Annotated in this window: 11 protein-coding genes; 5 read left to right on the forward strand and 6 right to left on the reverse strand. The window is 53.8% G+C overall.

The genetic code is table 11. The features are described from left to right. Positions 1-24: 24 nt before the first annotated feature. On the reverse strand, positions 25-1,656 hold the full coding sequence (locus HMPREF2681_RS04285) for a CTP synthase (protein ID WP_049170442.1): 1,632 nt from the start codon (positions 1,654-1,656) through the stop codon (positions 25-27). A 134-nt stretch (positions 1,657-1,790) separates the two neighbouring features. Next, positions 1,791-2,075, reverse strand: a complete 285-nt coding sequence (locus tag HMPREF2681_RS04290) for a DUF4177 domain-containing protein (RefSeq protein WP_224783820.1) — start codon at positions 2,073-2,075, stop codon at positions 1,791-1,793. Between the two features lie 18 nt (positions 2,076-2,093). Between HMPREF2681_RS04290 and HMPREF2681_RS04295 the strand changes: the two genes are divergently transcribed. Both HMPREF2681_RS04295 and HMPREF2681_RS04300 read left to right on the forward strand, forming a co-directional pair. Next, the gene (locus HMPREF2681_RS04295; RefSeq protein WP_049170438.1) at positions 2,094-2,612 is read left to right on the forward strand and encodes a type 1 glutamine amidotransferase domain-containing protein; all 519 of its coding nucleotides are present in this window, start codon (positions 2,094-2,096) and stop codon (positions 2,610-2,612) included. 40 nt (positions 2,613-2,652) lie between these two features. Next, a complete protein-coding gene (locus HMPREF2681_RS04300; protein ID WP_049170437.1) occupies positions 2,653-3,447 on the forward strand; it encodes an LURP-one-related/scramblase family protein in 795 nt (264 codons plus the stop codon). A gap of 55 nt (positions 3,448-3,502) precedes the next feature. Here the strand turns inward: HMPREF2681_RS04300 and HMPREF2681_RS04305 are convergent, their stop codons facing one another. Together HMPREF2681_RS04305 and HMPREF2681_RS11225 are read right to left on the reverse strand one after the other, a co-directional pair. Beyond that, entirely contained in the window at positions 3,503-4,618 is a 1,116-nt protein-coding gene (locus HMPREF2681_RS04305) for a lipase family alpha/beta hydrolase (RefSeq protein ID WP_070546185.1), read from the reverse strand. A gap of 1,134 nt (positions 4,619-5,752) precedes the next feature. Further along, entirely contained in the window at positions 5,753-6,031 is a 279-nt protein-coding gene (locus HMPREF2681_RS11225) for a UTRA domain-containing protein (RefSeq protein ID WP_224783809.1), read from the reverse strand. A gap of 46 nt (positions 6,032-6,077) precedes the next feature. On the opposite strand from HMPREF2681_RS11225, the gene HMPREF2681_RS04315 reads away from it, so the two are divergent. Genes HMPREF2681_RS04315 through HMPREF2681_RS04325 form a run of 3 tightly spaced genes read left to right on the forward strand, consistent with a single transcriptional unit; the run spans position 6,078 to position 8,137 of the window. After that, entirely contained in the window at positions 6,078-6,263 is a 186-nt protein-coding gene (locus HMPREF2681_RS04315; protein ID WP_049171615.1) for an ABC transporter permease family protein, read from the forward strand. Between the two features lie 45 nt (positions 6,264-6,308). Continuing rightward, positions 6,309-6,977, forward strand: coding sequence for an HAD hydrolase-like protein (locus HMPREF2681_RS04320; protein ID WP_049171618.1), 669 nt, complete (start codon positions 6,309-6,311; stop codon positions 6,975-6,977). Between the two features lie 41 nt (positions 6,978-7,018). Next, complete coding sequence (locus HMPREF2681_RS04325; protein ID WP_080971490.1) at positions 7,019-8,137, forward strand: alcohol dehydrogenase catalytic domain-containing protein; 1,119 nt, start codon at positions 7,019-7,021, stop codon at positions 8,135-8,137. A gap of 849 nt (positions 8,138-8,986) precedes the next feature. Here the strand turns inward: HMPREF2681_RS04325 and HMPREF2681_RS04335 are convergent. Both HMPREF2681_RS04335 and HMPREF2681_RS04340 read right to left on the reverse strand, forming a co-directional pair. Then, on the reverse strand, positions 8,987-10,777 hold the full coding sequence (locus tag HMPREF2681_RS04335) for a UvrD-helicase domain-containing protein (RefSeq protein WP_049171622.1): 1,791 nt from the start codon (positions 10,775-10,777) through the stop codon (positions 8,987-8,989). A 2-nt stretch (positions 10,778-10,779) separates the two neighbouring features. Further along, entirely contained in the window at positions 10,780-12,603 is a 1,824-nt protein-coding gene (locus HMPREF2681_RS04340; RefSeq protein ID WP_053087317.1) for an ATP-dependent nuclease, read from the reverse strand. Positions 12,604-12,643: the final 40 nt, after the last annotated feature.

Raw genomic sequence — 12,643 nt, forward strand, 5'->3', positions numbered from 1 at the left:
CGGATTCGCCCTCGCGGAGCTAAGCTAAGCGCGCTTGAGGGCTGCGGCGATGAGGCCGTCGAAAAGCGGATGGGCGCTGGTGGGGCGTGACTTCAGCTCCGGGTGCGCCTGCGTGGCCACGAGGTATGGGTGCACGTCCGTGGGGTATTCGACGAATTCGACGAGTTTGGCGTCCGGCGAGGTGCCCGAGATGACCAGGCCTGCCTCTTTGAGCTGGGCGCGGTAGGCGTTGTTGACCTCGTAACGGTGGCGGTGGCGCTCAGTGACATCGGTGGTGCCGTAGAGGCCGGCGACGACGGAGTCTTCGGCAAGCTTCGCCGGGTAGGAACCCAAGCGCATGGATCCGCCCAGGTCAGCCTCACCGGAGACGGCCTGCAGCTGTTCCTCCATAGTGGCGATGACCGGCTCGGCCGCGTTCTCATCGAACTCGGTCGAAGACGCACCTTCGACGCCTGCGGTACGCGCCGCCTCGATGACAACACACTGCATTCCCAGGCAGATTCCCAAAAGTGGCGTACCGGTTTCCTTGGCGTAGCGGATGGTCGCGATCTTGCCTTCGATGCCGCGCCCGCCGAAGCCGCCAGGGATGACAATCGCGTCAACGCCGGCCATATTTTTCTTCAGTCCCTCAGGGGTTTCGCAGTCATCGGAGGCAACCCAGCGGATGTTCGCCTTCACGCGGTGGGCGAAACCTGCGGCACGCACAGCTTCCGCGACGGACAGGTAGGCGTCCGGCAGGTCGATGTACTTGCCGACGAGCGCCACCGTGACCTCGCCCTTCGGGTTGTGGACGCGTTCGAGCAGGTCTCCCCACACGGCCCAATCCATGTCGCGGAACGGCAGGTTCAGGCGGCGGATGATGAAGGTGTCCAGGTGCTCGTCGTAGAGAACCTTCGGGATGTCGTAGATGCTCGGCGCATCCGGGCAGGACACCACGCCCTCGCGGTCGATGTCGCACATCAGCGCAATCTTGTTTTTGAGGGAATCGGGAACGTCGCGGTCGCATCGCAAAACGACGGCATCGGGAACCAGGCCAATCGAGCGAAGTTCGGCCACCGAGTGCTGGGTGGGCTTGGTCTTCAATTCCTTGGAGGGGCCGAGGTACGGAACCAGTGACACGTGCAGGTAGAAGACGTTCTCGCGGCCGACGTCGTGACGCACTTGCCGCGCGGCCTCCAGGAAGGGCTGCGATTCGATATCGCCGACGGTGCCGCCGATTTCGGTGATGACCACGTCGGGCTTTTCGCCGTTTGCGTCGGCATTGCCCATAGCGACGATGCGGGATTTGATCTCGTCGGTGATGTGCGGGATGACCTGCACGGTCTGGCCGAGGAATTCGCCGCGGCGCTCCTTGGCGATGACCGAGGAATAGACCTTGCCGGTGGTGACGTTACCGCCGGCGGAGAGGTTGCGATCGAGGAAGCGCTCGTAGTGACCGAGGTCCAGGTCAGTTTCTGCGCCATCTTCAGTGACGAAGACCTCGCCGTGCTGGAAGGGGTTCATGGTGCCCGGATCCACGTTGAGGTAGGGATCGAGCTTCTGCATAGTCACTTTCAGACCACGCGAGGTAAGCAGGCGGCCGAGCGAAGCCGCGGTTAAGCCTTTGCCGAGGGAGGAGGCTACGCCTCCCGTAACGATGATGTATTTCGTAACCACGGGACTTCAGAATATCGCTTGCGCAGGTGCAAGCGCAAGCGCCTTTTCATAATGGCGGATAATTTCTTCATATTTGGGTAACTTTTTCGGAGTTGCGCCCCATCCGCCAGCAGGAACGCAGCGACAAATGCGAACTACGCGATACTCTCGAAGAGAGTGGTCGCCTGGATGCGGTCCCCGCCCATCAGCCCCTTACTGCCCGAAGAGGCAGTAGTAATCGTGTGCAGCCGAAACCCCTGCGAAGCCTTGTCGTTGATTACCCTCTCAAGCTCTGTCAGATTAGCTGAGCCGGTACCGATGAACTTTTCCTTCAGAACCACCTGAAGAACTTCATAATGAGGCATTTTCCGCCCTCCGTTAAAGTATTTTTCAATATTGCACGCAAAACAATACTCGGGCGGATGCATAAACGCGATCACGTCGTTACCCTCGGGGCTATGCCTGATTTAACGAATAAGACCATTGCAGTTTTGGCCACCGATGGATTTGAGGACTCCGAGCTGACGAGCCCGGCTGAGGCCGTGAAGAATGCCGGTGCGACCGTGCACGTTATCTCCACGGAGGAAGGCTCCATTGAGGGCAAGAACGGCACGAAGGTGGACGTCGATAAGCTGACCAGCAGCGTTTCTGCTGATGATTACGATGCCCTGATTCTGCCGGGCGGCACCGTGAATGCCGACCAGATTCGCATCGATAAGGATGCCGTGGCTTTGGTGAAGGGATTCGCCGCAGCCAACAAGCCAATCGGCGTGATTTGCCACGGCGGTTGGATTCTCACCGATGCGGATGTGCTGAAGGGCCGCACTATTACCTCCTACATCAGCGTCAAGACTGACCTGATTAACGCTGGAGCCAACTGGGTCGATGAGGAAGTTGTCGTTGACGGCAACCTGATTTCCTCCCGCACCCCGGCCGACCTTGAGGCTTTCAACAAGGCACTCGTAGAGAACTTCTAAGCCACTCAGCTTTTAGCACCACCAAAGGACGGCTGTTGCCATGACTTCATATTGGGATAACCCAAAGTCGCTGTGGGATCAGATTCCACAGCACGATCAGGAAGATGCTTCCGGGCAGCAGCCTCCCGCACCGGAGCAACCTTCCGCGGCCACACAGCCTGCCGCGCCTGAGCAACTTTCCGCGCCCGAGCAGCCTCCCGCACCGCAGCAGCTTCCGCCACAGCAAGGGCGCTATCAGGGATTGCTCTCGCACAACAGCATCGTTATCCAGCAGATTCGAAACTTCATGGCGGATGATTTCGACATCCTGGATACCGAGGGCAATTGCATCGGAAAGATCGAAACTACCGGTGGCACGCTGAGCCGCATGTTTATGGGCTCTCGTCGCCTGACAGTTTCCGAGCCAGACGGCACTCCGGTATTCGTTATTACCGATCCGACCGATCTTGCCCTTGACCGTTACGAGGTCTACTACCCCGACCCGCATGCGACTGATACCGAAGGCAAGCAGCAAGGTGGAGCAGAGTCATCGCACCTTCTGGCCACTATTCAGCAGAAGTTTGCGTTCTTTAAGCGGCGGCTGGAGATTTCCATCCCCGGTTTTGCCAATTGCGAGGTCGACGGCGACGTCTGGCATTACGACGCCACTTTTATGATCAACGACGTCAGAGTCGCACAGATGTCACGCAAGTGGTCGGGGTTTGCGAATCTCCTATCCGGCAATGAACGCTATGTGCTGCAGCTCAAGGATGATTTGCCACCACAATTGCGCGCGTCGATCATTGGTGCCGCCATTGCCCTGGATTTGATGGCGAAAAAGGCGCAATCCGACTAGCTGATTTCGCTGTCGGCTCGCGCCTTTTATCAAGAGCTACTGCTCGCGACTATCGCTACCGCGACCCGGCAGCCTGAGCGATGCGTCCGTCGATTTCCGTGATTCCGTCAGAGACGGCATTGACGTGTTCTGGGCGAACATTAGCGTTGTCGTTGATGCCGCCTTCAAAAACGGCGGTTACCGGCACGCACGGAACCTCAACATTACGTCCAAGCGCATTCGCTACCAGCGCGATTGCTCGCGGCGAGAAAGTCAGCCCAATATGGCCCGACAGGTCCGCAGAGCAACCATCCTGTAGGAGGATGTTGTTGGAAGTCGGTGCGTTCCACTGGCTTGCAGCCATTGGCGTGACGGCTTCATCAACCTGAGTCGAGATCGCAACGTAGTTGACGCCCGGCTGCTCCAAGCCGCCTTCATTGATCTTGGCCATGAACTGGCCGTGCTGCATCAGATCCACCAGGCTCGGGCTGACAATGAAACCCGCAGCCTTGTCACCGGCATTGTCGAACTGGTTGAGCTGTTCCAAGCCGTAGGAAGCGCCGAGCAGGGTTGTGCCATGCAGCACGCCCGCCAGGGAAACGACGGTGCCAATCCCCCGGCCCTGCTCCTGCTTGGCGTAGGCGGCAGCCAAGGCGCCACCGGCAGAGTGTCCAACAATATCGACGGCGGTAGCACCAGTTTCCGCCTTGAGAGTGTCAATCTTCGCAGTCAGCTCAGCCAAAGCGGTATCCAACGGGGTCATGTTACGCATGGTTGGAATAGAGCCCAGCACCGAAAACTCGTCAGGGCCTAGCTTGCCAACGTTAAATGCGTACAGGCACTTCCCCATTGCCTTTAGCTCCGGTGCCATGCGGGCATAGGTCTGGTACGAGTTCGAGTTCATTCCGTGGATCATGACCACTGGATTCTCACCAGGAGCGGGAACACACTGCACATTTGTGCCCTCTGGGCTGATGTTCTCCGTCATCCCCTGATTGACCATGACGGTGGGGAAATCATTTGCCTTTGGCCCCCACTCGCCCATTTCGGTCCAGGACAGGACCTGATTATTACCTGTTGCCGCAGCCGGTGCAGCGGCCGCGATAGGAGCCGCCGCCAGAGCGACACCAGCCGCAGCCAACAGTGCTGTGGCTGACCGTGTCAGCTTTGCAAATGCTCGATGAGTGCCCATGATTACTCCTTGCCTAGAACAGTGAATAGTAAAACGCTTCCAATAAGAACTACGGCATGGGCAAGAGCAAAAATCAGGCTACGAATCGTTATCGTACTCTGAAAGGAAATCAATGAAAGCCCCTCAAAAGGGTGAATAGAAAGTGAACTAAATATAACTATAACGCTATTCATTTACAGGCCTGCAAGCTTTTAAAGTGATATCGACCACAGCGCGAAACGAGGCGAGACCCCCCTCGCAGCACCACAGGAGCATCGCTGATACTGACATCGCCATTAAGGATAAGCGCCTGCTCCACGAATATTTCAAACAACCAGTGATGCGGACGCTTGATATCGTCAGCGAGGAAACTGAGTCACCAATAGCAGAACTTAGAGAACACCCTCTCACCTGCCCGTACAGTATGGTATTTCATATGCACAAACGATACGTTTTCGTCCTCTCACTGACTATTCCAGTACTGTGCCTTTCGGCTTGCTCCAACAGAGAACCAGAAAAAGCACCGGAACCGACTACCGTTACAAAAACTGTCACCAGCCCAGAAAGCAGCACAGAATCGACGACGCAATCCACCACCAAGACCCCTAACCCGTCAACACCCCCGACCCGGACGACAGAAAGCTCGAGACCCACCGGTTACACCGGCGCACCCAACGGCGAACCGACAGCTATAAACAAAACGATTTCGCATTGCGCGAAATCCTCGCAGGGACTCTACGAGCAGGGCACCACCTGGTTTACCGACGGCACCTCCGGCTGGACACAGTATTGCGCCAACAATTTCTATGACGGCCCTTCCACGAACACCGCCCCGGAACCTCAGAACAACGAGCCATCCCCTTGGGTTCAAGGCCAAATCGACTGGGCTGACTGCCTAAACTCTGGCCATTCTGAGGAAGAGTGCCGAGCGATGTTGAATTAAGAAGCCGCTGCCGCCTTCAACAAGAAACATTCGCAGCGACAGCTACGCCAATTCAATTCATCGCCACCCCCCCCAAAAAAAATCCCCACAATCCCCTACCGCACGCCCTCCCCAGCCTGCAGCGAGATTGGTGACGCATTGCCCCGTGCCGTCGTCACCGAGAAGTTCGCCTTACTCGCCAGGTAGCGGTCATCGGAGGCCTCAATCGGCACTCAGGCCAGCGTGAATGCACGGCGCCGGACTCGCAGCAAAGGCGCCCCCATCTGAATCTTCAGCAGTGCAGCATCCTCTTCATTGGCCGGAACCGCATCAATGGTGTGCGTCGAATACGCAATGTCCACACCACTATCCAGCAGGTGCCGGTAGATGGAACCCGAATCAGTATCAAAGGTCAGAATGTGCTTGCCGACGTCCAGAGGGTAATTCAGCCTCTCGACCATAGCTGGCTCCGCATCCACAAGCCGGAACCTGAGTACGGAGGTACCCGCCACCGTTCACCAGACGATCCCGTCGTTCATTGCCCACTGCCTCTACCTGTTGGACACCAACATCCGTTCGGCCACGCTGCTGGGTGTCGTCGGCACAGCTGGCATTGGCTTCCAGCTGCTCAATACCTCTCGAGTCAACCAGTTCGACGTCGTCACCTACATCCTCATTCTCATGGTCGCTGTCGTCCTCGTCGTCGAGGCGCTGTCCATGTGGCTGCGTGCCGCCGCCCGCTAATCCCCTCCTTAGTCCCCGCCCCCTTCTACTGAAAAGGAAAACTCCATGACTTACCAGCTCGCTATCTTCGACATGGCTGGCACCACCATCGACGACCGTGATGAGGTCTACCGCGTCCTCCGCGAAGCCACCGTACGCGAAGGTGCCCGCTACTCCGACGAGACTTTCCAACGTTACATGGGTACCGAAAAGTTCTGGGCGATCGGCAATCTGCTCCGTGAAGGCGGCATCGAACCGACGCCAGAGGTCCACAACCACGCCTGGGAGTTCTTCCGCGCCGAACTTGCTCGCACCTACAAGGACAACCCTCCAACCCCACTGCCAGGCGTCGAAGACATGCTGAAGGCACTGCACGAAAAGGGCATCAAAGTTGGCTTGACGACGGGCTTTGCGCGCGAAATCGTCGATATCATTGTCTCCTCCATGGGCTGGGACAACGGAATTATCGACACAGTTGTCGCCGGTGACGAAGTCGAGCACGGTCGCCCCAAGCCCGACCAGATCCTGGCCGTTATGGAGAAGCTCGGCATCACCGACAAGTCGGTTGTCATCAGCTCCGGTGACACCGAGGCCGATGTCCGCTCCGCGCAGGCTGCTGGCGTCACCAGCGTTGGCGTTCTTACCGGCCACCTGACCCGCGAACAGTTCAAGTCTCTCGGCGCTGACCACATTCTGGATTCCTCCGCGAACCTGCTGGACATTGTTGGAAAATAGGATCTGCACTCTAAATCTGACCACGTAAGCACACAACGCTAATGACAACTCCGACTCCCTCAGCATCTTCCACTTCGACGGCACCGGTGGAAAAGGCCCAGGCGCTTGTCTGGCACGGCGGTAGCGACTTTCGCATGCAAGAGGTTGCCATCCCTGCTTTGCAAGAAGGCGAAACCTTAGTTGAAATCACCACTGCGACGATTTGCGGCTCTGACCGTCACACCGTGCTCGGTCGCCGCAGCGCGCCTTGCCCCAGCGTCCTTGGCCATGAGGGAGTCGGAGTCGTCCGCGCCACCCGTAACCCAGATTTGCAGGTTGGCCAGCGCGTCGTGTTCTCTGTCACCGCGCCATGTATGGAGTGCGACCGCTGTGAACGCGGCATGACTGCTAAATGCCGGAACTTGAAAAAGACTGGTCACGAGGCTTTCGATAGCGACTGGTCTCTTTCGGGAACCTATGCTTCCCACATTGTGCTGCGCAACCATCAGCCGGTGGTAGTAGTCCCCGACTCGGTTCCCGATGTCGCCGCCTCCATCGCCACCTGCGCCGGTGCCACAGTGATGGCTTGTATGGAGCAGGCTGGCTCGGTGTCCGGAAAGCGCGTCCTGGTCATGGGCATTGGCATGCTCGGACTCATTGCAGTTGAGGCAGCTGTTCGCGGAGGCGCTGCTGAGGTTGTGGCCATTGACCGCGATGTGACGCGGCTGATGTGGGCACGAGAGTTGGGCGCGGTTGTGCCCGCCCCGTCAGCTGCTGGTGACGATGCCGAACCAGCACCTTTCGATGTCAGCCTCGAGTTCTCCGGCAGTGAGATTGGAGTCACTACCTGCATCGGCAGCCTCGACATCGGTGGCCGCGCCGTCCTCGCAGGCAGTGTGGCAACTTCCCCGAGCTATGCCCTCGATCCGGAGTGGCTCGTTCGTGGCTGGCGCACCATCACCGGTGTCCATAACTATGAACCGCGGCATCTGGAACAGGCTGTGGAGTTCCTTGCTGAATCCCAGATTGATTGGGACACCGTTGTGTCGGAGCCAATTGCGCTGGAGGATGTGCCTGCGGAGGTGGAGTCCACGATTGGGGCGTTTTTTGAGAGCCACGCTATGTCAAGATTAACTAGACAACTAGACTCACAGCGATATCAGAACGACACTCATCATTAATCTGCGCTCAACGTCAACACGATTTATTATCGAGTCTAACGCCGCACTGCGACTCAAGAATCCCTCAAAGTCCACAGTGCAAAGATACTAGGATGCCGCATCTTGCATACCGAATCCTATGTACAGCCCCTTAGAACACATATTCACCGTACTCGGGCTATGCCGTGACTATACGCCCCCTCACGAAGCCGCATCACCGGTAGACAACATCCCCGCGTTACTAGCAGTGCAAACCGATACTTTCTTCGAGCCCGACGCAGCCGATTTCTTCATCCCTGCCCCAGCTGGCAGCCAATGCTCAAACGCTGAAGCCCCAAAGCGGTACTATCGCCAGCCAAGTCGAACAACATAATGGATGATTCCCTGCCACCTAGACCTTCAATCAAGCACCCCAAGACCAGCACCACGGCCGCAAAACGAGAGTTCTGATTTCCATCGGCGACGGATCCTGCTTTCCTGATGTGACCATTTGGCATCCTAAAAAGAAATTGTTCCTGTAACACGATGATTAGGTTCATCGATACGCAGAAAGTAACTGGCTAGAAAGGGAAATAAACCGACTGAAAAGTACCATTCCACTAGAGCTTATGCTGCAATACGGCGGCATCACCCTCCCCGAACTTATTTCGAGCGAAAACGAATAGGAGGAATCATCCATATTATGACCCACTCATTTTCCTAGATAATTTGATTATCGATAAAACTTCATAAATCACGAAATAATAACCGCTCACATTCGGCGGAGGAAGTTTTACAGAATCGCAAACCTTACTTTACCTAAATATTCCCTATCGAGAACCATTATTAAAATAGTTGGGGCTTTGCCCCTTCAAAAAATAGAATGACGCGCTATCGATGTGATAAATTAATCCTCTCGAATCTTATCGAGTTCATCATTAAGAGTCTTTCAAGTTCACTCTGTAGTTGTTTATCAACTGCAAGAATTAACTCGTTACGCGCTCGAGATGCGCCAACATAGAACAAGCGTCGAGCCTCATCGTCCTCGTTTTCACTAAGCAAATTGAGCAACTTCTCTGCCTTAGATTCGTACCTACTGTGGGAACTCCTTTTATTCAGGACTAGGACAACACGGTCATACTCAGCACCTTTGCTAGCGTGAATTGTCTGAGCGTCAACGTTAAGTGAAGTACGGTCAGCACTTGATAGAACTTCGTCCCAGCTCTGGCCACTTGGCAGTAACCGCGCAGCTTTCTTAGGGCGAATCCCCCATTCGTTTAATATGCCAATAAGTTGATTCAAGACCGCTTTCCGTCGGCCACCATCTTGCAGGCACTTCTTCACCCCGAAGGCCACGTGGAGCGCTATCAAAGCTGTTGTTCCCCCATGTAGTAGAGCCTTCTCCTCGAAGAGGGCGCGACCAGAAATCTCAGTCCCGTCGATGAATTCACAATTTTCTATAATTCCAGTTTCAATAAGCCTAATACCCCTCATTCTTTGGGATGGAGAGCCAAAAGCATCTAGCAACAGAAGTATACCCACCAAGATTCTTTTTGTCTTGGAGATTACAGTTACGGGCTTCTTGCTTTTACTTCTACTCGCCTCGGCAACTAGTTCATGGGTTGCGGCTAAGATTGTCGATGTTGCCCTGCCGTTGTCAAAAGCGTCAATTTCATCGCATAAATCAGCCACCTTGGATAAATCGTCGTACCCAAATACCTTGATAAGGTTCCCTTCACCTGGCCTTTCAGGAGCGTCCACGACGGAGTCACCGTAGCGGAGGTAGCTTACCAAATCACAAATTTCGGGAGTACTACGAAAATTGGCTTTCATCGTTATCTCTTTAAACTGACGTTGCAGACAGAATTCACGGACTTTTTGGGCATCAGAGCCCCTGAATTTGTAAATGTCTTGATTGAGATCACCAATCAGCGTGAGCCTCACACCTCGGTCGTGCAGACTCTTGAGTAGTAACAAGTCGGTCGAATTGCAATCCTGAGCCTCATCCAAAATTATCTCACGGAATCGAGCTGCAATTATATCGATGAGACCGTAAGAATTCTTCTTAAGGATATAATTGGAAACCCGCCTTGCTGAAAAGGCATCGAAGTATCCCCGCCGATTCAGCTCTTTCCTTCGCTCGTCGGCCTTCTCTAGTACTTTCTTGCGGCAATATTCCCTCGATAGTCCTTCTCGATAAAAGCCACCCTTTTTCAACAATACGGAAGGGACCTTTTGATTGACCAAATCAACTTCCGCAAGTGAAGCTCGTTTTAGATAAGAGTTCCTAAACACACCCTTCGGGATTTCAAAATAACTCAACTCGCCAAATTCAGTCCACTCATCACGAAAATCTGGAACGAGACCTAATTTAGCTTTAACCATTGGAATTACAAGAAATCGACGAAGAAAACTATCAATAGTACCAATGAAGTTAGGTGACACTCCGTTGCCCCCATCGATATTAACCTTCTTATCAATCTCTTCCGATGCAACCCTTGTAAACGAAAGAGCAGCGACTCCGCGGTAATCTTCGCCAGGTTCAGAAGAATTTGTGAGCCGGATGAAACGCTGCGCCATAGTTCTCGTTTTCCCGGCACCAGGAACCGCAGTGGCAAATAGGGATTCCCCTGAGTGTTCAATCAGCGCTTTCTGATCAGGCGTTGGTCTAAAATCTTCCATGGTCAATCACGCGTCATAAAATTGATTAAATCATCTAGATGCTTGGGGCACGCGAAACGAAACTTATTCTCTTCATTGAAGTCATTCTCGCGCAAGAGTATCGCCAGGTCATGCGCAAACTGTCCCTTCAAAATATCCAGCGATTCGCGAGAAGATAAGCCTGGACGCATCATTTCGTACATTGTTTGTTGCGGATCCGCGCTATCTTTTACTTTCTGCCACTTATCGCTCGACTTAGGGTGCTGCCGTAAATATGCTTCTTCGAGAAGATCTAGATTTTCGCTATTGTCCCCCAAAAGTGACACTTCTAATGTATACGGAGTAACAATTATTTTCCGACGAGCATTTTCCTTCGCATCTTCTGCAGACTCTAACTCCAAGGATTCGCCCCTGGCCGCAGAACCTAGATCAGGATCTTGATCTGTCAATATTGCTACTTTCTCAACAAGCCTCTTCGTAGCCGAGGTAGAATGCGTAAGTAGCTTGATATACGGTTTAAAATCAACCGATCCGACAATGATAATGCTAGAAGCCTTGAATCTTTGGAGCTTCTCTACATCATTTCTAAGAACTCGCTCAGCGATTGCGGGCAACAGAACAGCTTCAGAAATCCCCTCTACAAGTAGTACTCGCCGAGCGAACAACAGTTCAGACCGTGTTACATCGAGATATTGATTTATCTTTCGAACGTTGTTTTCTCCTTCTTTTCCTTTACCAAAATCAATTGAGCATAGATCCAGCGCGTAGGTACCCGATTCCTCGTCCGATCTGGCCACAACTATATCTTTGACTCCAACGGCACTGGCAATCGACGGTGAGTGAGTAGTCGCGATTACTTGCAATCTACCGCCAATCTTGACATCGGCTGCTTCATCAAATTCACCTTCTGCAGCCTTACGCAAGAAGTTAAGAAGAACACTTTGTAATTGGGGATGAAGGTGCGCCTCCGGCTCTTCAATAAGGAGCACTGTCAACTCTGAATCCCGTACTACTGAAAGCTCAAGGAGCACTGTTGAGAGGAAGAGTAAGTTTGCATAGCCCAGGCCTGATGAACTCAGGTCTCGTGGGCTAACCCCTTCTTCGGCCATTTTCATCCGAAGACTACGCGCTAGCTTCTCTAGTCTTGGCGAATCGAAGCCTACCTCGACTTTTTGGCCCCGGATAGGATTAGTTAGGGCCGCAAGATGAGTTTGAATCGTAGAATTGACTTTCGTGACCGGGTCTTCCGATGCGATGCTGTCGAAAGCCGCTTTCGCTCGATTTTCAAACTCTGCTTTACCTTCCTCGTCAAGAAGGGCATTGAGAATCGTGCCGAGTCGTCGACCATTGCCTGAATCGAGTTGGAACTTAGCATCGCGAAGTGGCTCCACATAAACGCAATTAATTTTTGAACGTCCATCTAAATCCGAGTCAATGCCGCTTGGTACACCAGCAGTCCGGAGCCGTTTACCACGAGGCAAATCTTGCGTTGGCGGCCAGAATTTAGTCTGATAATGGATCGTTCCCCGCTCTATGTTTAGGCCGTTAATAAACAATGCCTTCTGAAAATCTGTCGCCCCTGCGAATTCTAGGCCAACCTCTATTGGGCCCGATGCCCCATCAGAGAGATCGTCAGCTTCAAAATACCGAGTGGCTCGTCCACCCAGCGGATCTAGTCCAAGACGTATCGCGTCAATTATGTTTGACTTTCCTGCATTATTTTCGCCGACTATCAGCGTGATTCCAGGCTGAAACTTGACCTCAGTATCTTTACATGATCTGAAATTACGTACGCTCAACCGAGATAACCAAATCGACTCAACCGTTTTCGGTCCCCTACCAGTCATGGAATTTCCTCTTATCACCCGAGTGGACTTCTTCGCTGAT

It is taken from the genome of Corynebacterium sp. HMSC064H12 (assembly GCF_001809925.1).
Lineage (GTDB): Bacteria > Actinomycetota > Actinomycetes > Mycobacteriales > Mycobacteriaceae > Corynebacterium > Corynebacterium jeikeium_D.

What these genes read in the sequence shown, in the direction of transcription:
- HMPREF2681_RS04325 (WP_080971490.1), top strand. Translation starts at nt 7,019, where the DNA reads ATGACAACTCCGACTCCCTCAGCATCTTCCACTTCGACGGCACCGGTG.
- HMPREF2681_RS04335 (WP_049171622.1), bottom strand. Translation starts at nt 10,777, where the DNA reads ATGGAAGATTTTAGACCAACGCCTGATCAGAAAGCGCTGATTGAACAC.
- HMPREF2681_RS04300 (WP_049170437.1), top strand. Translation starts at nt 2,653, where the DNA reads ATGACTTCATATTGGGATAACCCAAAGTCGCTGTGGGATCAGATTCCA.
- HMPREF2681_RS04340 (WP_053087317.1), bottom strand. Translation starts at nt 12,603, where the DNA reads ATGACTGGTAGGGGACCGAAAACGGTTGAGTCGATTTGGTTATCTCGG.
- HMPREF2681_RS04320 (WP_049171618.1), top strand. Translation starts at nt 6,309, where the DNA reads ATGACTTACCAGCTCGCTATCTTCGACATGGCTGGCACCACCATCGAC.
- HMPREF2681_RS04305 (WP_070546185.1), bottom strand. Translation starts at nt 4,618, where the DNA reads ATGGGCACTCATCGAGCATTTGCAAAGCTGACACGGTCAGCCACAGCA.
- HMPREF2681_RS04295 (WP_049170438.1), top strand. Translation starts at nt 2,094, where the DNA reads ATGCCTGATTTAACGAATAAGACCATTGCAGTTTTGGCCACCGATGGA.